This is a genomic window from Ottowia caeni (assembly GCF_050821495.1).
Taxonomy (GTDB): Bacteria; Pseudomonadota; Gammaproteobacteria; order Burkholderiales; family Burkholderiaceae_C; genus Ottowia; species Ottowia caeni.
The window spans coordinates 1120691-1142130 of the sequence record NZ_CP151080.1; the positions used below are offsets into that span (position 1 = coordinate 1120691).

The following is a 21440-nucleotide window of genomic DNA, read 5'->3' on the forward strand; positions in this document are numbered from 1 at the left end:
TCATGTCTGCTGAACCTACTGACAGCGACAGCCTGGATGTGCTGCGCGTGGCCACCTACAACATTCACAAGGGTGTGCAGGGCATCGGTCCTGCCCGGCGCCTGGAGATTCACAACCTCGCACTAGCTGTTGACACCCTCGATGCCGACATCGTCTGTCTGCAGGAAGTGCGCATGGAAAACCGGCGAGAAGCTGACTATTTTTCCCTTTGGCCGAGTGTGCCCCAAGCCGAGTTTCTTGCGCCTGAAGGGTATGAGGCGGTCTACCGAACCAATGCCGTGACTCGCCACGGCGAGCATGGCAACGCTTTGCTTTCGCGCTGGCCGATCGTCGGACATCGGCATGAAGACATGTCTGATCACCGCTTCGAGCAGCGCGGCCTGCTGCATGCAGAGATCCAGGTGGGCGAGGTTTGCGTGCACGCGATTGTGGTGCATTTCGGCTTGATTCCGGCCAGCCGCATCCGCCAGACGGCGCAGCTACAGCGCTACATTGCGCGGGAGGTGCCTCCAGACGCCCCGGTAATCGTCGCGGGGGACTTCAACGACTGGGGAACTCAGGTTCGCAAGCTCCTGCGTGCCGAGGCGTTGCATTCTTTTGAAGGGCCCCGCACGTATACCTACCCATCGCGCCTGCCGGTGGCGCAACTCGATCACATTTACGCTCGTGGAATGCAGCCGTTGAGCCTCGCTGCGCCTCGCGGAAGAGCATGGAGCCGTATGTCGGACCATTTGCCGCTGATAGCCGAATTTAAAATGCATCCCGGTCAATGAGCGCCGGGCTGTCTCCTTCACCCCGCAAGCCCAAGTACTGGGCGTTCGCTGTTAGTATGTCAGGTAGTCATGAAATCATTGCCTGAACTTTCATCTGCCGGTGCCGACGACGATGCCGGCACCCCCGTCTCAGTGAAGATCCGCGAGCGGCTGCGTGCCGCCCGCAAGCGCTTCAATGCCAACGACAATATTGCGGAGTTCATCGAACCCGGTGAACTGGAGGCCTTGCTGGACGAAGTCGAGCAAAAGATGCAGGGCGTCCTCGACAGCTTGGTGATCGACACCAAGGGCGACCACAACACCGCCAACACCGCACGACGGGTCGCCAAGATGTACCTTAATGAGGTCTTCAAGGGTCGGTACGTCGAAAGTCCGTCCATCACCGAGTTTCCGAACGCCGAAGCGCTGAACGAGCTGATGATAGTGGGCCCGATCACCGTTCGTTCTGCTTGTAGCCACCACTTCTGCCCGGTCATGGGCAAGTTGTGGATCGGTGTCATGCCCAACGAACGCACCAACGTGATCGGCCTTTCCAAATACGCGCGCCTGGCCGAATGGATCATGGGCCGCCCGCAGATTCAGGAAGAGGCCGTGGTGCAGCTGGCCGACCTGATTCAGACGAAAACCAAGCCTGATGGCCTGGCAATTGTCATGCAAGCCACGCACTATTGCATGGCCTGGCGTGGCGTCAAGGACATGGACAGCAAAATGATCAACTCGGTCATGCGGGGCGTGTTCCTCAAGGATATGAACCTGCGGCGCGAATTCCTGGCGCTCATTCCCAGATAAGGTTGACTTCATGCTCGTCCGATTGCTTTATGCCAGCCGTGCAGTAGACACTACCCCGGCAGCCGTTGATGGTATTTGCACCAGCGCCAGGCAGCACAACGCCGACCACGGCGTCACTGGCGTGCTTGTCTACGGTGGTGGAGTCTTCATGCAGGCGCTTGAAGGCGGGAGGCAAATTATTAGCGACCTGTACGGCGTGATCCAGCGCGATCCGCGCCACAAGGACGTCGTGCTGCTGCACTACGAGGAAATCACCGAGCGCCGGTTCGGTGGCTGGACCATGGGCTTGGTCGACACCAGCCGAATTAACCCGAGCACGCTCCTCAAGTACAGCGAACAGGCAGAGCTCAATCCTTATGCCGTCTCAGGCAAGGTTTCCTTGGCGTTGATCGAGGAACTGATGGCGACCGCAAGCGTCGTGGGGCATGTGTAGGCGCTACAACGACTTGAGTTACTGACGAATCCTCACCGGCCCTTTCACGGCGCCGTCGTCACCCCCGGATCGCCGGCCGCCGGATCGCCGGCCGCCGCGAAGGCGGGGAGGCCGTGCGTCCTTAGCTGGCCGCGGTCTCTCCTCACTTACCACCGCCGACTCAAATCAAAAGTGCCGGCGCGCAGGCAGTCATGGGCTCAGACCTTGCCTGAGGCTGCAAAGCTTTGATCGCCTCGCCCTCCGTCCGATACAAATTCAGCAGTGAATGCGCATCAAGCGCGCCTGCTGCCTTCAGCACATTTTCAGCCGGCAATTTCAAGCCGCTGATATGCAGGCTGATGCCGTGCGCATGTAAGGTCCGAAGGAGCCTCATGAATACCTCTGCTCCCGTAGCATCAATGCGGTTGATCGGCTGCGCGAACAAGCACACGTGCCGTGTGTCCCGGTGCTCCGCCAAGTATTCCCCCACGGTGCGCTCGAACTGACTGGCCGCCGCAAAATCCAGCGGCGCATCCATGCGCAGCGCGTAGGTGTGCGGAGCCAAGGGGGTAACTGCCAGAGGTTGCGGTCGCGAAGGCTGCCGTCCGGATGCAGTCCGACCTCAATGATGCGAGGGTGCAAGTGCTGATATAGAAAAAGCGACAGCATCATCAGCACGCCCGCCAGCACGCCCCAGTAAAGGGCGGGTGCCGCCACAATTGTGATCACGAAGGTTAGTGCCGAGATCACGGTTTCAACACGCGATATGCGCCAAAGACGGCTGAACTCGCGTGGCTTGAGAAGTCCGACCACGGCTGCCACCACGATGGCCGCAAGCACCGGTTGGGGCACATAGCGCAGGACCGGTGTAAAGGTGAGAAGCGCGATCAGTACGACCACCACGGAGAATACCGTAGCCCAGCCTGATTCAGCTCCCGCGTACAGATTGAGCGCCGAACGTGAAAATGACGAGCTAGTGGGAAAAGCCCCGGAAAAACCAGAGACGATCTTGCCTAGCCCCTGACCGACCAGGTCCTGATCCTGATCCCAGCGCTCTCCCTTGCGCTCGCTGTCCACCTTGGCGCTGGAGGCAGTCTCCAGAAAGCTGACCAGTGTGATGATCAGCACTGGCATGACCAATTGGCCCAGAGTGGCCCAGCCCGGCCAGCCGGGTATGTAGATCGAAGGCAGGCCGCTTGGCAAAGGGCCTACGACCCGTCCTCCCGAGGCCTCGAATTGCGTGAGGTAGCTCAACGCCGCCGCGGCGATGACGACCACCAGCACCGTCGGGAAGGCTGGCCGCCACTTTCGAGCGCCCATGAGCAGTGCGAGTACAAGCAAGCCGTAAATCGCGGAAAGACCATGCCAGTTTTCCAGTTGCCAGCCGCCCTGCAGGCCCAGCAGTGCGGGCAATTGCGAGGTAATAATCAGCACGGCCGCAGCCTGCGTGAAGGCCATTAGTACGGGCGCGTTCACAAGGTTGAGCAACCAGCCAAAGCGTACAAACCCCAAAATTACCTGCAGCACGCCAGACAGCAAAGCCAACCACACTGCCAACTCAACCCAGCGCGCGCTTCCGGGCTCTGCGATTCCAATCAGAGAGGCATAGATCAGCAGTGCACTGAGTGCTGTCGGCCCCACAGACAGCCGGGCGGAAGCTGAGAAGAGCGCGGCGATCAGCGCCGGTAACATGGATGCATAAATCCCCGTTACCAGAGGCATTCCGGCCAGTGCGGCGTACGCTACCCCTTGCGGGATAACCATCAGGCCCACGGTGAGGCCGGCCATGGCCTCCCCTCGAAGCAGAGCTCCGCTGGGGCGCGGCCAACGCAGGAAAGGAAAGAGGCGGGCGAGGCGAGGGAGCATGGGCATAGCTATACATTCAAGCCCCGCTGCCGTAGGTTGCAGGGCTGGGCGCTAAGAAGCGCCAGAGCTGAATGTACACAAACCTGATGCCGCTCCTCTCAGAACGCTAACCTACTCACAAATATCCGGTACTCAAACACCATGCGACCGGAAAAACAGGAACTCACGTGGTGCTAAATTACGAATAGTGTGCTCAGAGGAGGCAGACGGGCACCCCTCCTTCGGTGCTTCAGCGGCGGCGGCGGCCCAGCAGCATGGCCAGCACAGCGCCGGCGGCCGCTGCGATAGCCATCGATTTCATGGGCTGCTCTGACACATAGGCACAGGTTTTGTCGGCCGCCGTGTTGAGCTTTTCGCGCGCTTGTGCTGACCTTTCAGCATAAGCGGCCCGACCATGCTCGGCCATGTTCTGGACACGTCCAGAGATGGCGTCGATGGCAGGTTTGATGTCCTCCCGCAGCGTGCGCACCTTGACATCCGCTTTGTCTAGCGCCTCGTTGGCCAGCGTTCGTACAGAATCCACGGTGCTTTCAGCCTTGCTGGCAATTTTGCTGGTCGCGTCGTTCGCTGTCTCGGCCATTTTTTCTACTGCACTAAGCTTGCTGTCACCCATTTGGAAGTCCTTTCATCAACAGTCTTTTGTGTCTTCACCATGCTGTGCAAAAGCAGCTATGACTTGGGTTTTACTTTACCGGTCGATTGGCTCGGGCGGGCTCAGTCGGGGACGCCGCCGGATGTCGGCGTAGTTGCATCACCCGTGTAGGAATTGACTGACATAGCGCCGGTGGCGATGGCCAGCTCGCTTTGAACGCGAGCGTGGCGGCGAGGTATCGTGCCGGTAATGCGGGTGCCGCGGCCAGCCCCGGAATTGATGTCCAGGCGGCCCCCTGCAGCTTCCACGCGGTGGCGCATGCCTTCGAGCCCATGAGACGACGCGGGAAGCGTACCGGGATCAAAACCGCGTCCGTCGTCTGCGATCATGACTTCGGCGTGGTACACATAGTTCTTCAAAATAATGCGAATGTGCTTCGCTTGCGCATACTTTCCGATGTTCGTAAGCGCCTCCTGGACCATGCGGTAGATTGTCAGTTCGGAAGCGCTGTCAAGATCGACTGGTTCCAGAGCGGTCTCGACAGGAATGTTGGAGCGGTCGGCAAACTCGCGTGCCAGAATTTCCAGCGAGGCCACCAGTCCGAGGTTTGAAAGCGAGGACGGTCGCAAGTCCTCGATGATCCGGCGCTTCAGGGCAATGCCCTGGTTCAGGGTTTCGTTCAGATGCTTCAGCCGCTCTCCCAGATCCGCTGCGTCCGGCGGCAGGCGTGACTTGAGCCGAGCTACATCCAGCTTGGCCGCCGTCAGCAAGGCTCCCAACTCATCGTGCAGTTCGCGCGCCAAGTGCGCGCGTTCTTCTTCGACGGCCTGCTGTAAGTGGGTGGCCAGCTGAGTCAGGCGGGCGGTGCGTTCACGCACCTGCGACTCAAGTGCGTCGCGATCTGCCTCAAGAGAGCTTTTTTGCTTTTCGCTCTCGAGTTGAGATCTTCTGATCTGGTTCACGTACAAGAAGAACGCCAGCAAGGCCGCCATCAGGCCCGTTGCCACACCGAAGCGCGAGACATTCAACAAGTGCTGCAGCTCAACGCGCCGATTCCCGATTTGCGCATCGGTTCGGGCCAGCAATGCAGTGCCCTGCGCATGAAATGCCGCCATTTGCTCCATTCCTACATCGCTGTTGACGACGAAGTTCACCACTTCAGGCCGGTCGTTCTCACGCATGCGTATGGTCAGCGCCATCTCGGCGAGTTTTTGCACCATGAAGTTGCGGAAGTTCACCATGGCGTCCGATTGGGATATGGCCAGGCTATTTGCTTCCAGCGATTTTCGCTGGGCCTCGAGGTCTCTCAGCGCGCGCTCGTACAACTCCAGGTAACGGCGGTCTCCTGTCATGATGTAGCCACGCTGGTTCGACTCGGCTTCGGTGAGTGTGCGCACCAGGCCGTCAATGTCCATTCGCACCCTATGGGTCTGCTCTATACCGTCCATCAAATCGATGGTGCGTCGATGCGTGCCCTCGTTGATGAGCACCAAGGTCAGCGCGCAGATGGCAGCTATAAGCAGGGCCAATCGCAGCACGCCTATCGAATGTCGTTTGCGAGCGATGGAATCTAGTTCGGTTTGGAACATGGAACTCCCAGGGAAGAGCTTTAAATTTTGTGACTCAACTAGAATGATTGAGGAATCAAGCTCAGTTGACCAAAACCATCTAGCAAAGGCCTGCCGTGATCAGAATTGGAATTGTCGATGACCACGCGATCGTGCGCTCCGGACTCAGGCAGTTCTTCTCGGAGCATGTCGATCTCCGGGTGGCCGGTGAGGCCTCTAGCGGCCGGGAGGCCATCGACCTCGTGCGGACGACCGAGTTGGATGTGCTGGTTATGGATCTTTCCATGCCCGGCCAGAGTGGCTTGGACGCGCTCGCCATGATCCGTGCCAAGGCGCCAGATGTTGGCATCCTGATTCTCTCGGGCTACCCCGAAGAGCACTACGCGATGAACATGATTCGTCAGGGCGCAAGCGGCTACTTGAACAAGGAGTGCGAGCCTTCGGAAATTGTCGAGGCGATACGGACTATCGCGCTCGGCAAACGCTACATTACCGCTTCGGTGGCCGAACTGCTGGCACAGCAACTCAACCGAAAGTCCGACGCGCCACCGCATGAGCAGTTGTCGGAGCGCGAGTTCCAGGTGTTCCTGAAACTGGCCAAGGGTGAAACGGCCGGCGCCATAGCCGAGTCTCTCTCGCTCAGCGTCAAGACTGTAAGCACCTACCGCACGCGCCTCATGGAAAAAATGAGCCTGAGCTCCAACAGCGACCTCACCTACTACGCTCTGAAAAACAAGTTGATTGATTGATTCAGGAGGCATGGCTGGCAGGCCCCTGAGTGGCCTCACAGCCCGTCGCACATCAATTGACTCCGCGCGCATCGTTCAGGCCGATGCAGAAGTCAATCAAGGCATCAATGTCGGTGGATTTGTCGAACACCGCATCAACGCCTAACTGGTGGCAACGATTACGAATGTCTGGCGTGGCGTAGTTGGTCAGCACCACGACTCTTTGGCCAGGGGCTCGTTGCCGACAGGCTTCTATGACGCCCAAGCCGCTTCCTTGCTTCAGGAACAGATCCACGATGGCGAGATCCCAATTGGCGCTGTGATCTTGCAGCCACTCTGAACCCTGCTGCTCGGTTTCAGAAAAACCTACGGTTTCAACGCCAGCCAACTCCTCGAGCGTACCAATCAGGTTCTCGCGGATGGTGGGGTTGTCTTCAACAATATACGTGCGCACAAGCGGGCTGCCGAAAATGAAATGAATACAAATGACGTCGCAGAGGAGAGCTGAGTCTCAGCAAAGCTGAGGTTCAATATACGTGGAAAAGGGACATTAGTCTGACAGCAGCCATTGCTTGCGCGTGTAGGAATGCGCTGACACTATTGATTCACTGCTGTCGCACCCGTGGAGCGGGTATAAGCCGGCACTCAAGGCCGGCAGGCGCTCGCTTACCTGTGGGCGCAAACCGGGCAGGAGGCGTCGCGCTGCAATTGCACTTCGTTGAATTCAGCGTGGAGCGCATTGATCAGCAGCAAGCGGCCCATCAGGGGGAGCCGATTCCGCAGAGAATTTTCAGCGCTTCGCTGGCCTGTAGCGTACCCACCATGCCGACGATGGGCGCAAACACGCCCATGGTGGAACAGCGCACTTCTTCAACGAGCTGCGTCGGGGGGAACACGCATGCATAGCAGGGGGAGGTCTCATCGCGCAGGTCGTACACGGATAGCTGCCCGTCAAAGCGTATGGCCGCGCCAGCCACCAGCGGTTTGCCGGTGGCCACACAGGCATGATTGAGGGCCTGCCGCGTGGCGAAGTTGTCCGTGCAGTCAAGGGCAATGTCGGCCCGCTTCATCAGCTCGACCAGTTGCTCGGCACCGACACGCTGGTCCACCGTCTCCACAATCACGTCCGGGTTGAGGGCCGCAATGGCTTGACGGGCAGAGTCGACCTTTGGTTGCCCCACGCGCGCTTCCGTGTGCATGATCTGGCGTTGCAGGTTCGTCAGATCCACCTCGTCGTCATCGATGATCGTCAGCCGCCCGACCCCAGCGCTGGCGAGATACAGCGCCACCGGAGACCCGAGGCCGCCGGCTCCAAGGATCAGTGCGTGCGCATCCAGTAGCTTCTGCTGGCCCTCAATGCCGAGTTCATCGAGCAGCAGATGGCGCGAATACCGCAGCAACTGCCGGTCATTCATGGGTTGGGTCTCGGGTTCTACTCAGTCTTGGGCTCATCCTTGCGCTCGACCAGTGTCTTGCTTACCTTGACGGGCTCGCCTTTCAACTGAGCCAGAGCCTGGCGCAGGGGGAAGTCCTTATCGCTTCCGTACTCGGGCAGGCGGCGTTCGGAAGCGGGTTTGCGCGACTCTTCTTCCAGGCGCTTGAGCGCTTGCTCACGCTCTTTTTCCAGGGCGGGATCGGGTTTTTCGGTCTTCTCGCCGCCCATCAGGTGCTTTTGCAGATCGGCTTCGCGCGTGCGTAGCGCGGCAAACGGGCTGCCCTCGGCGGTTTCGTCGATCATGATGTCGGGCACGATACCCTTGGCCTGGATGGTTTTGCCGCTGGGCGTGTAATAGCGCGCGGTGGTGATCTTCAGGGCAGTGTCGGGGCCCAGCGGACGCACAGTCTGCACCGAGCCCTTGCCGAAGGTCTGATTGCCCATGATGGTGGCGCGCTTGTGGTCTTGCAAGGCGCCCGCGACGATTTCACTCGCGGAGGCAGAACCCTCATTCACCAGCACCACCAGGGGAACGCTCTTGATCGCAGCCGGCAACCGCTTGAGCGGATCGGAGGCGCGGCGGCGCAGGTAATCCTCGGGGCGAGCCTTGTAGATCGACTTGCTTTCCTCAATCTGGCCGTTGGTGGAAACCACGGTGACATTCTCGGGCAGGAAGGCGGCAGAAATGGCCACCGCGGCATCGAGCAGACCGCCCGGGTCATTGCGCAGATCAAGCACCATACCCTTCAGATTTGGCTCTTTGCGGTAGATGTCTTCCACCTTGGTGACAAAATCCTCCACGGTGCGTTCCTGGAACTGAGACAGGCGCACCCACGCGTAACCAGGCTCAACCACCTTGGACTTCACCGACTGGGTGCGAATTTCCTCGCGCGTGATGGTGACCGGGAATGTGCGGCTCTCGTCCTTGCGGAAGATGGTGAGCAGCACCTTGGTGTTGGGCTCGCCGCGCATGCGCTTGACCGCGTCATTCATGGTCAGGCCCTTGACGGCGGTGTCATCAATCTTGGTGATCAGATCGCCTGGCTTGAGGCCGGCGCGATCAGCCGGAGATCCCTCTATGGGCGAAACGATCCGGATCAGGCCGTCTTCCTGTGTAATCTCGATGCCGACACCCACAAAGCGCCCGCTGGTTCCTTCACGGAATTCCTTGAACGACTTCTTGTCGAAATACTGCGAATGCGGGTCGAGGCTGGAGACCATGCCGGAAATCGCATCGGTGATGAGCTTTTTCTCGTCTACCGGCTCGACATAATCGCTTTTGATCATGCCGAACACTGCTGCCAACTGCTGAAGTTCTTCCAGGGGCAAAGGGGCCAGCGTGCCGCGTGCCACAGTCTGCAGAGAGACGGTGGCCATGGCTCCTGCCAGGGCACCAGCGGCGACCCAGCCGACAATTTTGACTTTTTGACTCATGGCTTTGCGGTTCCTAGATGGGCATCCTGATGCCCGCGTCCAATATACATGCTCGCCTGCGTTCGGTTCAGCAGTGCGTTGCTTAGTTCCGCTGTTTTACTGAAGTATTTTTTAATTCTCACACGCCACCTTCGCGCTCCGGTCGGAATCACAGCCCCAACCTCCGGCGCAGGTGGCGTGCCTGAATTCTTCAGGCTTTGCCTTGGCTGGCGACTGCGGCGGCAGCCTTGGCGATCGCGTCGGCGTCGCCAAGGTAGTAGTGGCGAATTGGCTTGAGCTGAGCATCCAGCTCGTAGACCAAAGGAATGCCGTTGGGAATGTTCAGGCCCACAATTTCCGACTCGGAGATGTTGTCCAGGTATTTCACCAGGGCGCGGATCGAGTTGCCATGAGCCGATACCACCAGGCGCTTGCCTGCCAGAATGGCCGGCGCCATGGATTCGTTCCAGAAGGGCAGAACTCTGGCCACCGTGTCTTTGAGGCACTCGGTCAGAGGGATTTCCTCGGGCTTCAGCTTGGCGTAGCGCGCATCGCCGCGTTCGCTGCGGGAGTCGGTAGGCTCCAGGGCTGGGGGGTGTGTCGTAGCTGCGCCGCCACACGAGCACCTGCTCATCGCCATACTCCTTGGCGGTCTCTGCCTTGTTCAGCCCTTGCAAGGCGCCGTAGTGGCGCTCGTTCAGGCGCCAGTTCTTGACGGTCGGCAGCCAGGCGCGGTCCATCTCGTCGAGGGCGTGCCACAGGGTGTGGATGGCGCGCTTGAGAACGCTGGTGTAGGCGACGTCGAATTCATAACCTTCCGCCTTGAGCAGGCGGCCAGCCTGCTTGGCTTGCTCTACGCCGGTTGGCGTCAGATCGACGTCGGTCCAGCCGGTGAAGCGGTTTTCAAGGTTCCAGGTGGATTCGCCGTGGCGGATCAGAACGAGCTTGTACATGGGGAAAAGGCGGTCTGAAAGTGGAGATTAACCTGACATTCTAGAATCCCTATTCAGCTAGCCGTTTTTTTGAGGTCGCTTTTGTCTTTGGAAAGTCCAGAGACAGCAGCGCCCCGTCGGGATAGCGTGGATTTTCGAGAAGGAAAAGACAAGTGGATTTTGTAATGGCAAACTGGGCGCTGATATTGCTGGCGCTGGTCTCGGGCGGCATGTTGGCGTGGCCCCGGCTTTCGGGCGGGGGTGGCGCAGGTGCGTTGACGCCGGCCGCTGCGGTTCAATTGATCAACCGCGAGAAAGCGGTAGTGGTTGATGTGTGCGAGCCAGATGAGTACGCTGCCGGCCATGTGGTGGGTGCCAAGAGCATTCCGCTGGCTGAGCTGGAAGCCAAATTGCCGGGCGCGGTCAAGAACAAGGCACTGCCGGTCATTCTGGTCTGCGCTTCGGGCATGCGTTCGACTCGCGCCGTAGGCATTGCCAGGAAGCTCGGCTACGAGCAGGCCCAATCGCTTGGCGGGGGTCTCAAGGCTTGGCGCGAGGCAAATCTCCCGGTAACAAAATGAGTTTCCTGGAACGTGCGTGCACTGTCACGCAAGAATCGAGTGCGTGCAGTCAGGCGTCCCGCCGCGGCAAGCTTCGAGCAGGCATAGTGGCGGTATGCCTGGGTTTGTTGGGTGCTTCGTGGGCGGTGGCGCAGCCGCCTGAAAGGGTTAAGGTCATGTCGAAGGTCAAGATGTATTCAACGGGCACGTGCCCTTATTGCATTCGTGCCAAGCAGATTCTCAAGAGCAAGGGCGTGGCCGACATCGAGGAAATTCGCGTCGATCTTGATCCGGCCCAGCGCAACACCATGATGCAGATTACCGGCCGCCGCACGGTGCCGCAGATCTTCATTGGCTCCACGCACGTGGGCGGACACGATGATCTGGTCGCGCTGGATGGGCGCGGGGGGCTCGATCCCTTGCTGGCTGGTGGCCACTGAGTAGGGAGCCGTCTTCGAGTGCTGTGAACACGCTCTGAGATAATGCTTTTTCGTGCTCCGGCTTCAGGGGCATGCCTTCCTAAGTCGGCGCCGCCAGCGGCTTTTGCAGCGGCGCATTTTTCGCAAGTAGAACCGAGAATTCCTATGGCTGATCCTGTTTTCAATATCCAGCGCGTTTACCTCAAAGAGGCTTCCCTGGAACAGCCCAACTCCCCCGCCATCCTGCTGGAGGCCGAGCAGCCGGCGGTAGAGATCAACCTGGGTGTCAACGCAGAAAACGTGACCGACGGCATTTTTGAGATCACCGTCACCGCCACCGTGCAGACCAAGATCCAGGACAAGACGGTATTTCTGGTCGAATGCAAGCAGGCCGGCATTTTCGAAATCCGCGACATTCCTGAAGAGCAGATGGGCGCTGTGGTGGGTATTGCTTGCCCGCAAATCGTCTACCCCTACCTGCGCGGCAACGTGGCTGACTTGATCACCCGGGCTGGCTTCCCGCCTGTGCACCTGGCCGAGATCAATTTCCAGGCCATGTACGAGCAGCAGCAAAGCGGTAACACTGCGGTCACCACGCAGTAAACCTGTACGGCGGAGCTGTCGGTTCTTGCGCATTAAGCTATGAAAATTATAGTAATCGGCGCAGGCGCCTTCGGCACGGCCATGGCCGTGAGCGCCTGCCGGCATCCGGCAGGCCACACGGTGGAGCTCTGGGCACGCGAGCAGGTCCAGGCTCAGGTGCTGCTGGCAGAACGCCAGAACCTACGCTACTTGCCGGGCATTCCACTGCCTCAAGAATTGGTGCTGCGTGGCGGTGCCACCGAAGCGCTGGCGGCACAGAGCGGCTGGGTTGATCTGTTCATTGTGGCCACCCCGGTGGCGGGTCTGCGCCAGGTGCTGACTTCGCTTCGGGGTACCCGTGCTTCCGTGGCCTGGTTATGCAAGGGGTTCGAGACGGCGCAAGATGCGGCTGCGCCGCAATGCCTGGGCCTGCTGCCCCACGAGGTGCAGCGGCAGGTGGCGCCCGAGATGCTGGCGGGCTCGCTCAGCGGCCCCAGTTTCGCCCAGGAGGTCGCTCGTGGGCAGCCCACCGCGTTGGTGGCCGCGAGCCGCTACGCAGAGGTGCGTGACACCCTGGTGGCGGCTTTTCATGGTCAGACCTTGCGCGTTTATGCCAACGACGATCTCGTGGGTGTGGAAGTCGGAGGGGCTGTCAAGAACGTCCTGGCCATCGCGACCGGTCTGGCCGACGGCATGAACCTCGGACTGAACGCACGTGCCGCGCTCATTACGCGGGGTTTGACCGAGATGTCGCGGCTGGGTCAAGCATTGGGCGGACGTGCCGAGACTTTCATGGGCCTTTCCGGTCTGGGTGATCTCGTGCTGACCACGACGGGCGATCTGAGCCGAAACCGCAAGGTCGGGCTGCTTCTGGCGGAGGGTAAAACCCTTGCCCAGGCCGTTGACTCTTTGGGGCACGTGGCGGAAGGCGTTTACAGCGCCCACACCGTGCTGCAGCGAGCGCATCATCTGGGCGTCGAAATGCCTATCACCGAATGCGTGGTCGCCCTCCTGAATGGCCGGCTCAAGCCCGTGGAAGCCGTTGCGGCCCTGATGGGGCGCGACCCCAAGGGCGAGTTGCTTTAGCCTAGATCCGGTTGGACGCGCCCGAACAGGTCGTCATCGGGTGCGCTGGCAAGGGTTTGAGCCGCGGCTCCGAGGGCGCCTGCGCGCCCTCGGACGGCTCAAACATGCCCAGCCTCTGGCTGGGTTGCGCCCTGCCAGGGTGAGGACGCGGCAGGCTCGTGCCTGCAAGAACGAGCAACGCCGCCAGCGTGCCCGAGGGCGGCCTGTTCGGGAGCGTAGCGCTCTCACCAAATGGGTGAGCGTTATCGGAGCATAGAAATCGAGTGTTCATGCGGCTTTCCTGAAGATTGCAAGCGGTCAGCCGGATCTAGGCTTAGCGCCCCTTGCGCCACTCGGGCACCTGCCGATCTGGGGCTTTGATGCCATCACCCTGGACGCGCCCGCTCTTGTAGAGCGAGGATGCACGTATCAACGGGTCGGATCAAGGCGAGTCTCTCGGGTGCTTACGTTTGGCTTTTTTCTAGCCCCGCCTCAGCATGCGGGTTGTAAGTTAAACGTTTTCATCGCATTGCACAATAGCGGGTTATCCCAAAGGAATATCTGGTTCAAATGAGTACCCTCGCTATCGTTCTGTCTCTGCTGCTTTTGATGTACTTTGCCTACCGCGGCTACACCGTGCTGCTTCTGGCGCCCATTATGGCTGCTTTGGCGGTGCTGTTGTCGGGCGAGGTTGCCCAGATGCTGCCGATCTACACGGACACCTTCATGCGCGCATTAGGCAACTACATGCTCGCATTTTTCCCGATATTCCTGCTGGGTGCGTTGTTCGGCCAGTTGATGGCCGACTCAGGTGCCGCAACGACGATAGCCCAGTGGATCGAACGCACCCTGGGCAGCAAGCATGCGATCCTGACGGTGGTGTTGGCCTGCGGTGTCCTGACCTATGGCGGCGTTTCGCTCTTTGTGGTGGCCTTTGCCATTTACCCCATCGCCAAGACACTATTTCGCGATGCCGACATTCCCAAGCGCCTGGTGGCGCCAGCCATCGCACTCGGCTCCTTCACATTCACCATGACGGCGCTGCCCGGCACGCCTTCCATTCAGAACGCGATTCCTATCCCGTACTTTGGTACCAACACCTTTTCGGCCCCAGGCTTGGGACTGATCGGCGGTTTGATCATGTTTACATTGGGCATGCTGTGGCTGGGCTGGAGCGAAAAAAGGCCCGCGTAGCCGGTGAAGGCTACGGAGATCACGACGATTCGGATGCAGCCCCTCGCGGCATGGTTGGCGAGGCAGACATGAGCGGCGACGCCAGCCGAACCATGCCACTCGTCCTGGCGCTGCTGCCCCTAGTGCTGGTGATTGGCATCAATGCATTATTTACCTACGGCGTCTTTCCGGGCATGGATTGGGGATTCCTCAAAGAGCGTTTTCCCAACATGGATCCCACCAAGCAGACAGGCATTTGGGCGTTGATTATTGCCCTCGCCACTTCGATCATCGTACTGCTGCTGGTGGGTATCGGTCGGTGGGGCAATTTGCAGCAAAGCATCAACAAGGGCGTGCTGGGCTCCATGCTGCCCATTTTCAACACCGCCTCGGAAGTCGGCTATGGGGCTGTCATTGCTGGCCTGGCGGGTTTTGCGATCATTCGTGATGCCGTACTGAATGTGTCAGACAACCCGCTCATTTCGGAAGCGGTGGCCATGAACGTGCTGGCCGGTATCACCGGCTCGTCTTCGGGTGGATTGTCGATTGCATTGCAAACGCTGGGAGCGGACTATCTGCGCATGGCCAACGATGCCGGCATCAGCCCTGATCTGCTGCACCGCGTCGCGGTGATGTCGGCGGGGGTATTTGATTCGTTGCCGCACTGCGGAGCCGTCATTACCCTGCTGTCCATCTGCAAGCTCACCCACAAGCAGTCCTACCTGAATCTCGCCGTCATGACCATCGGAGCGCCCTTGATCGCGCTAGCCGCCGTGATCGCATTAGGTACGACGTTCGGAAGCTTCTGAAGCAGCATTGTCAGCCGCTGGCTGCGTCCCCCTTTCCAGGGGGAAGGCGCGTAAGCGCCTCAGGTACTGCACCCCAATTTACACGACGGTGGTGCTTACCACCCCGCATAAGTCACTCCAACACTCGAGAGGCCGCGGAGCAGGCCATCCGCAGGCAGCCGCGGAGCTGGCTTTGCCAGGCCGCTGGCTGCGTCCCCCCTTCTAGGGGGGAAGGCGCGTAAGCGCCTCAGGGGGTAACTCCGATCTATAAGCCAATCGGACGTAAATAGGCGCAAAAGCCTCAGCTTGCGTCACCTCGACCAGCGTTTCCTTGCACAACTCAAGCAGCGCCAGCAGCGTGACCACCAGCACCGGTGACCCCTGGCTTGGGTCAAACAGGTCTTCAAAGGGCGCGAAGCGGCGGCCACGGAGCTTTTTCAGCACCAGGCTCATATATTCGCGCACACTCAGTTCTTCGCGGCTGATCTTGTGGTGAGCCACCAGCTTGGCGCGCCCCATGATGTCTCGCCAAGCGGCCTGGAGGTCGGCCAGCTCCACGTCGGGAAAGCGCGGGGTGAGGCTTTGCTCCACATACACCTGCGCCTTCAGGAAGTCTCGGCCAAACTGCGGCACCTCTGACAGGCGCGCGGCGGCAAGCTTCATGCGCTCGTATTCGAGCAGGCGGCGCACCAGCTCGGCGCGTGGATCTTCAGGTTCCTGCCCTTCGGCTACCTTGCGCGGTGGCAGCAGCATGCGCGACTTGATCTCGATCAGCATGGCCGCCATCAGGAGGTATTCGGCAGCGAGTTCCAGGTTGCGGCCACGGATTTCGTCCACATAGCTCAGGTACTGCCGCGTCACGGCCGCCATGGGGATGTCCAGGATGTTGAAGTTCTGCTTGCGGATCAGGTAGAGCAGCAGATCCAGCGGGCCTTCGAAGGCTTCGAGGAAAATCTCCAGTGCATCGGGCGGAATGTACAAATCCTGCGGCAGCGCGAACAGTGGCTCGCCGTACAGCCTTGCGACTGCCACGTGGTCGATCACATCAGGCTGTGCCACTTCTTCAGCCGGCGCAATGGCCAGGAGATCGGCAGGATCGTCGGCCGGTGGCATGCTTGCGGCGGCTGTAGGTGTTATCGGTCGAGGGGGCGGTCTGATAGACGTAGGGCTGCTGCGGCACGCGAGCGGCGCGAAATTCCGCCTGCAGGTCGCGATCAATCTGGCGATCCCACAACAATGCACGCCCTTGGCGCTGCGCCAGATCCAGGCCTGGCTTCTCTTGCTTGAGCTGGCTGATGAATTGAGTAACCTCGGATGTGTAGTGGGGGCGGCGGAAAATATTGGCTATGGACATAATCTAGTCAGCAGCTTGGCTGTTCTTTAACTGTCAGCTCATGCCAGCGGCATGGGCGGTATTCTCTAATTTTACCGGTACATGCCCATGCTTGGCCTTTTGCGCACACACCGTCCCCGTCGTCTCGCAATCGCCCTGCTGGCGGGCAGCTTGCTGGGCTTGGCTGCCTGCGACCCGCTGGCCATCAAGGAGCTGGAGGAGGGCGTTTCCACAGAGGCCGACGTGGTCACCCGTTTCGGCCAGCCCGAGCGCGTCTGGAACGAAGCCGGTGGTACCCGCACCTTCGAATACAACCGCCAGCCCGAGGGCACCCAAAACTACATGATCAGCATTGGCCCGGACGGCAAGATGAGCGCGCTTCGCCAGGTGCTGAATCCTGACAATTTTCGTCGTGTGCGCCCCGGCATGGGTGTCGAAGATGTCCGCCGAATGCTGGGCAAGCCTGCCAGGCAGGTTCCCTATGAGCTCAAGCGCGAGGTGGTCTGGTCCTGGCGCTTTCTGGACACCTCCGAGAACACCCAGAAAATGTTCCACGTCGTCTTCAGCCCCGACTACCGCGTGATTCGCACCGAGACAGGTGCAGACATGGACGGCCCCGATATGCGCGGAGGCGGTTGAGGCCGCTTTCTTGAGAAACAATTCCTAAACATAGCCTCGCAGCCCCTGGGGCAGCCAAGCTCCAGCTCAGAAGTCGAGCGTTCCGGAAGCGCCGCTAATGCCAAGCTGGAGCTTGGCGATCCCGCGGGGGAGATGGCTTTGCTGGGACCGCCGAGCTCCAGCTCGGCCTCGCTACCCTCGGCGAACGCCGCTATTGAGAGAGGCGCATCAGGAGGGTGACGCTGCGAGCGCTTCCGCCACCGCAGCCGCTACATCCGGCTGCAGATCGGCCGGATGTTCTTGCAACGTATGCAGTAGGCCGGTACGCCCGGCGATGTCCAGTGGCTGGTTCATCAGTCCGCTCACAATCAGGCGGACTCCGCGTTTGCGGCAGGTCGACACCAGGTTCTCTAACGCCTCGGCACCAGTAGAGTCCACGTAAATCACGTTCTTCAGATCCAGCACGAGGGTGTGCGGCGGGAGATGGTCCTCAAGTGCTTCGACCAGTTTGGTCGCCCCGAAAAAGAGAGCGCCGTACAGCCGCCAGGCCTGGACCTGGTTCTCCCGGCCAGCCAAATCGGGATACTTGGCGGCGGTGAGTTGTTCAGAGCGCGAGAGGCTGGAAATTCGGTATATGAAGGTGATGCAGGCGGCAAATATGCCGAACTGCACCGCAACCGTGAGGTCGAAAACCACAGTGAGGAAAAATACCGCCAGCAGCGTCACTCGGTAAGGCATGCGGTAGGTCCGCAGGCGCGTGAACTCGCTCCACTCGCCCATGTTCCAGGCAACGAACATCAAGATGGCCGCCAGGCACGCCAGCGGTATGGAGCCCGCGAGCGGCGCTGCAATCAGAATCACCGCCAGCAACACCACGGCATGCACCATGCCGGAGATGGGACTGGTGCCTCCGCTCTTCACATTCGTCACCGTGCGTGCAATGGTGCCGGTGGCTGGCATACCGCCAAAAAACGGCGTGATGAAGTTGGCGACGCCCTGGGCCATCAGTTCCTGGTTGGGGTCGTGCCGGTCGCCAATCATGCCGTCTGCCACGCGCGCGCAAAGCAATGACTCAATGGCTCCCAGCAACGCCAGCGTAATGGTCGGCATAAGCAGAAAGCGTGCAGACTCCCAGCTGAAACTCGGCAGTGTGAAGGCGGGCAGTGCGGCTGGAATGCCACCAAACTTGCTGCCAATGGTCTCTACCGGAAGCCCGAAGACACCCACGACCAGCGTGGCCACCACCAGCGCTACGATCGAGCCCGGAACGCTGGAGAGCTTGTCTCCTAACGGCAGTAAACGTTTCATGCGCGGAATGCGTGCAGCCCAGCGCTGCCAGCCGACGATGATCCCCAGCGAGCCCAGCGCCACGCCCAGCGCCCAGGGGTTCATCGTGTTCAAGTGGCTCCATAGTGCCCCCAGGATTCCGAAAAAATCTCCCGGCATGCTGGTAATGCGCAGCCCCAGAAAATCCTTGACCTGAGAAAGGCCGATCAGCACCGCGATGCCATTGGTGAACCCGATCACCACGGCAATGGGAATGAAGCGCACCAGCGTGCCCAGCTTGAAGAGACCCATCAGGAACAGCAGCACACCCGACAGCGCTGTGGCAATGATCAGATTGGCGACGCCATATTGCTGAACGATGCCGTAAACGATCACGATGAACGCACCCGCCGGCCCGCCAATCTGCACCCGGCTGCCGCCCAGCGCCGAAATGAGAAAGCCCGCAATGATGGCGGTGAAAATGCCCGCCTCCGGCTTGAGCCCGGAGGCGATCGCGAAAGCCATGGCCAGCGGAAGCGCCACCACGGCCACCGTCACCCCGGCAGCGACGTCTTTGGTGAGATGGGCCTTGTTGTAGTCCTGCAGGACATCCACAAGGCGCGGGCGAAACCGAGGCATTGGGAGGTTCATGTTTCTTAGCCGTTTCTAGGCTAAATGTAAACCCATCTTGCCGCTGGAACCCTCAGCGCGGCAACGAAACCGGGAGACCGGTCTCGTCCGTTGTACGGATCCATGAAGCTCAACGCACCCGCATGCCAGGCTGAGCACCCGGCCAGGGTTCCAGCACGTAAATGCCGGGGTTGTTCTTCTCGTCGCCATGGCTGGCGGCCAGCACCATGCCTTCGCTGACGCCGAACTTCATTTTGCGCGGTGCCAGGTTGGCCACCAGCACCGTCAGCTTGCCAGCCAGTTGCTCGGGTTGATAGGCGCTGGCGATGCCACTGAAGACGTTGCGTAGTTTCGGCTGCCCGTCTTCCCCGATTTCGCCGGCATCCAGCGTGAGCCGCAGCAGTTTGGTGGCGCCTTCTACCTTATCGCAGGCCACGATCTTGGCAATGCGCAGGTCAATCTTGGCGAAATCGTCGATGGTGATGGTGGGTGCCAGGGGCTCTCCGCCGGGGGCGTGTGCCGATGGCTTGGCGCTGCCGGGGGTGCCAGTCCCTTTTTCGGCCTCAGTGTTGGGCGCGAACAGGGCATCGAGCTGTTTCACGTCGACGCGCTGCATCAGGTGTTGATACTCGCCAATCTGGGCACCCACACCGAGTGGTTTCAGGACATCCGAAAAATTCTCTGGCGGCAGCATCAGGAAGAGGGCTACATCGGCCGCCAGCTTGGGCAGAACCGGCTTCAGGTAGATAGTCAGGATGCGGAAAGCCTCAATGCACACCGTGCACACATCGTGCAGGCGCGCTTCCATGCCCTCTTTCTTGGCCAACTCCCAGGGTTTGTTCTGATCTACGTAGGCGTTGACGCGGTCGGCCAGGGCCATGATCTCGCGCACTGCTTTGCCAAACTCGCGCTCGGCGTACAGGCTGGAAACCGACGGTAGCGCATCGCGTAGGTGGGAAAGCAGCGCATCTCCGTCAGCGGAAATCTCGCCCAGTTTGCCACCGAAGCGCTTGTTGATGAACCCCGCGGCGCGACTGGCGATGTTGACGTACTTGCCGATGAGGTCGCTGTTCACGCGGAGCATGAAGTCCTCGGCATTGAAGTCCAGGTCTTCGTTGCGCGCGGAAAGCTTGGCCGCCAGGTAATAGCGCAGCCACTCGGGGTTCATCCCCAGTTCCAGATACTTGAGGGGGTCAAGGCCGGTGCCCCGGCTTTTGCTCATTTTTTCCCCGTTGTTCACGGTGAGAAAACCGTGCACGAAGACGTTGTCAGGCACCTTGCGGCCGCTGAATTTCAGCATGGCGGGCCAGAACAACGTATGGAAAGTGATGATGTCCTTGCCAATGAAGTGGTATTGCTCAAGCTCCGGTTGCGCCATGTAGGCGTCGTAGCTCTCGCCCCGCTTTTGCAGCAGGTTCTTCAGGCTGGCCAGGTAGCCGATGGGGGCATCCAGCCAGACGTAGAAGTATTTGCCCGGTGCATCTGGAATTTCGATGCCGAAGTAGGGCGCATCGCGGGAGATGTCCCAGTCGCCCATCTTGGGTTTGCCGTCTTCGCCGGGGGCGATCCACTCGCGCACCTTGTTGGCGACATCGGTCTGCAGGCGGCCGTCCTGCGTCCATTGTTCCAGGAAGTCGACGCAGCGCGGATCAGACAGCTTGAAAAAGAAGTGTTCGCTGGTCTTCAGTTCGGGCTTGGCGCCAGAAAGGGCGGAATAGGGATCGATCAGTTCGGTGGGTGCGTAAACCGCGCTGCACACCTCGCAGTTGTCGCCATACTGGTCTTTGGCGTGGCAGTTGGGGCACTCGCCTTTGATGAAGCGGTCAGGCAGGAACATGCCCTTCTGCGGATCAAAGAACTGCTCGATGGTGCGTGTCTCGATCAGACCGTTGGTCTTGAGATCTTTGTAGATCGACTGGGCTAGTTCGGTGTTTTCAGGGCTGTGGGTGCTGTGCCAGTTGTCGTGGCTGATGAAGAAGCCTTCAAGGTACTGTTTGCGCCCCGCGGCAATGTCCGCCACGAATTGTTCGGGCGTCTTGCCCGACTTTTCGGCGGCGATCATGATCGGTGCGCCGTGCGCGTCATCCGCTCCCACGAAGTTGACCATGTGTCCTTGCATCCGCTGGTAGCGCACCCAGATGTCGGCCTGGATATATTCCATGATGTGGCCGATGTGGAACGTGCCGTTGGCGTAGGGCAGGGCGGTGGTAACGAATATCTGTCGCGGCGCGGTCATTGGGTGCTCTCTCGGGGTGAACCCCTGATTTTATGCGGGGCATTAGAGCCTGTTCAACGTCTCTGCGCGAGGGCTGTTGTGTCTGTTGCACGACGCTCGAAAAGCCGTGGCTGCAAGCGGTGCGCCGATGCGACGAAAAACGCAGTGATACCTCGTGGTATTGCGAGTATTTTCAACGCCGCAGACGCGGTTTTTCGGACGCAACGGGCCCGCGAGGAGACTTCGAACAGGCTCTAAGGGAATTCATTCACTATAGACTCAA

17 protein-coding genes and 5 pseudogenes are annotated in these 21440 nt (G+C 60.0%); 10 read left to right on the plus strand and 12 right to left on the minus strand.

Annotated features, from left to right (window positions below):
- The first annotated feature begins 2 nt into the window (after positions 1 to 2).
- The 3 genes from AAAK34_RS05395 to AAAK34_RS05405 all read left to right on the plus strand — a co-directional run bounded on the left by AAAK34_RS05395 (position 3) and on the right by AAAK34_RS05405 (position 1995).
- On the plus strand, positions 3 to 773 hold the full coding sequence (locus tag AAAK34_RS05395; protein WP_231693711.1) for an endonuclease/exonuclease/phosphatase family protein: 771 nt from the start codon (positions 3 to 5) through the stop codon (positions 771 to 773).
- 69 nt (positions 774 to 842) lie between these two features.
- Positions 843 to 1562, plus strand: coding sequence for a GTP cyclohydrolase I (gene folE, locus AAAK34_RS05400; protein WP_231693710.1), 720 nt, complete (start codon positions 843 to 845; stop codon positions 1560 to 1562).
- Between the two features lie 10 nt (positions 1563 to 1572).
- Positions 1573 to 1995, plus strand: a complete 423-nt coding sequence (locus AAAK34_RS05405) for a BLUF domain-containing protein (RefSeq protein ID WP_231693709.1) — start codon at positions 1573 to 1575, stop codon at positions 1993 to 1995.
- Between the two features lie 160 nt (positions 1996 to 2155).
- Here AAAK34_RS05405 and AAAK34_RS05410 read toward each other — a convergent pair.
- From AAAK34_RS05410 to AAAK34_RS05420, 3 genes and pseudogenes are all read right to left on the minus strand, one after another.
- Positions 2156 to 3846: pseudogene (locus tag AAAK34_RS05410) on the minus strand (SulP family inorganic anion transporter).
- Positions 3847 to 4069: 223 nt separating this feature from the next.
- Positions 4070 to 4453 (minus strand): glycine zipper domain-containing protein, encoded by a 384-nt coding sequence (locus AAAK34_RS05415; protein WP_231693707.1) that lies wholly within the window; start codon positions 4451 to 4453, stop codon positions 4070 to 4072.
- A 101-nt stretch (positions 4454 to 4554) separates the two neighbouring features.
- Complete coding sequence (locus tag AAAK34_RS05420) at positions 4555 to 6021, minus strand: CHASE3 domain-containing protein (protein ID WP_231693706.1); 1467 nt, start codon at positions 6019 to 6021, stop codon at positions 4555 to 4557.
- A 95-nt stretch (positions 6022 to 6116) separates the two neighbouring features.
- Between AAAK34_RS05420 and AAAK34_RS05425 the strand changes: the two genes are divergently transcribed.
- Positions 6117 to 6749 (plus strand): response regulator transcription factor, encoded by a 633-nt coding sequence (locus tag AAAK34_RS05425; protein WP_231693705.1) that lies wholly within the window; start codon positions 6117 to 6119, stop codon positions 6747 to 6749.
- A gap of 52 nt (positions 6750 to 6801) precedes the next feature.
- Here AAAK34_RS05425 and AAAK34_RS05430 read toward each other — a convergent pair whose 3' ends face one another.
- The 4 genes and pseudogenes from AAAK34_RS05430 to gpmA all read right to left on the minus strand — a co-directional run bounded on the left by AAAK34_RS05430 (position 6802) and on the right by gpmA (position 10529).
- Positions 6802 to 7182, minus strand: a complete 381-nt coding sequence (locus tag AAAK34_RS05430; protein ID WP_231693704.1) for a response regulator — start codon at positions 7180 to 7182, stop codon at positions 6802 to 6804.
- A 212-nt stretch (positions 7183 to 7394) separates the two neighbouring features.
- Positions 7395 to 8143: pseudogene (locus AAAK34_RS05435) on the minus strand (HesA/MoeB/ThiF family protein).
- Between the two features lie 17 nt (positions 8144 to 8160).
- On the minus strand, positions 8161 to 9597 hold the full coding sequence (locus AAAK34_RS05440; protein ID WP_231693702.1) for a S41 family peptidase: 1437 nt from the start codon (positions 9595 to 9597) through the stop codon (positions 8161 to 8163).
- Positions 9598 to 9787: 190 nt separating this feature from the next.
- Positions 9788 to 10529 (minus strand): annotated as a pseudogene (gene gpmA / locus AAAK34_RS05445) (2,3-diphosphoglycerate-dependent phosphoglycerate mutase).
- Between the two features lie 164 nt (positions 10530 to 10693).
- On the opposite strand from gpmA, the gene AAAK34_RS05450 reads away from it, so the two are divergent.
- The 4 genes from AAAK34_RS05450 (at position 10694) to AAAK34_RS05465 (ending at position 13155) form a co-directional block, all read left to right on the plus strand.
- Positions 10694 to 11089, plus strand: a complete 396-nt coding sequence (locus AAAK34_RS05450; RefSeq protein WP_431777820.1) for a rhodanese-like domain-containing protein — start codon at positions 10694 to 10696, stop codon at positions 11087 to 11089.
- A 155-nt stretch (positions 11090 to 11244) separates the two neighbouring features.
- Positions 11245 to 11508, plus strand: a complete 264-nt coding sequence (grxC, locus tag AAAK34_RS05455) for a glutaredoxin 3 (protein WP_231693699.1) — start codon at positions 11245 to 11247, stop codon at positions 11506 to 11508.
- Between the two features lie 144 nt (positions 11509 to 11652).
- Positions 11653 to 12090, plus strand: coding sequence for a protein-export chaperone SecB (gene secB / locus AAAK34_RS05460; RefSeq protein ID WP_231693698.1), 438 nt, complete (start codon positions 11653 to 11655; stop codon positions 12088 to 12090).
- Positions 12091 to 12129: 39 nt separating this feature from the next.
- A complete protein-coding gene (locus tag AAAK34_RS05465) occupies positions 12130 to 13155 on the plus strand; it encodes an NAD(P)H-dependent glycerol-3-phosphate dehydrogenase (protein ID WP_231693697.1) in 1026 nt (341 codons plus the stop codon).
- A 1-nt stretch (position 13156) separates the two neighbouring features.
- On the opposite strand, the gene AAAK34_RS05470 is transcribed toward AAAK34_RS05465, so the two are convergent.
- Positions 13157 to 13426 carry a hypothetical protein gene (locus tag AAAK34_RS05470; protein ID WP_431777821.1) on the minus strand — a complete coding sequence of 90 codons (270 nt, stop codon included), beginning with the start codon at positions 13424 to 13426 and terminating at the stop codon, positions 13157 to 13159.
- Positions 13427 to 13704: 278 nt separating this feature from the next.
- Here AAAK34_RS05470 and AAAK34_RS05475 point away from each other — a divergent pair.
- Positions 13705 to 15116, plus strand: a pseudogene (locus AAAK34_RS05475) (GntP family permease).
- 201 nt (positions 15117 to 15317) lie between these two features.
- Here the strand turns inward: AAAK34_RS05475 and AAAK34_RS05480 are convergent.
- Positions 15318 to 16208, minus strand: a complete 891-nt coding sequence (locus AAAK34_RS05480) for a segregation and condensation protein A (RefSeq protein ID WP_431777822.1) — start codon at positions 16206 to 16208, stop codon at positions 15318 to 15320.
- A 37-nt stretch (positions 16209 to 16245) separates the two neighbouring features.
- Positions 16246 to 16449: pseudogene (locus AAAK34_RS05485) on the minus strand (DUF3460 family protein); the annotation flags it as partial.
- Positions 16450 to 16536: 87 nt separating this feature from the next.
- Here AAAK34_RS05485 and AAAK34_RS05490 point away from each other — a divergent pair.
- On the plus strand, positions 16537 to 17067 hold the full coding sequence (locus AAAK34_RS05490; RefSeq protein WP_231693693.1) for an outer membrane protein assembly factor BamE: 531 nt from the start codon (positions 16537 to 16539) through the stop codon (positions 17065 to 17067).
- Positions 17068 to 17274: 207 nt separating this feature from the next.
- On the opposite strand, the gene AAAK34_RS05495 is transcribed toward AAAK34_RS05490, so the two are convergent.
- Entirely contained in the window at positions 17275 to 18951 is a 1677-nt protein-coding gene (locus tag AAAK34_RS05495) for a SulP family inorganic anion transporter (protein ID WP_231693692.1), read from the minus strand.
- A gap of 121 nt (positions 18952 to 19072) precedes the next feature.
- Positions 19073 to 21178 (minus strand): methionine--tRNA ligase, encoded by a 2106-nt coding sequence (gene metG / locus AAAK34_RS05500; RefSeq protein ID WP_231693691.1) that lies wholly within the window; start codon positions 21176 to 21178, stop codon positions 19073 to 19075.
- Positions 21179 to 21440 lie beyond the last annotated feature (262 nt).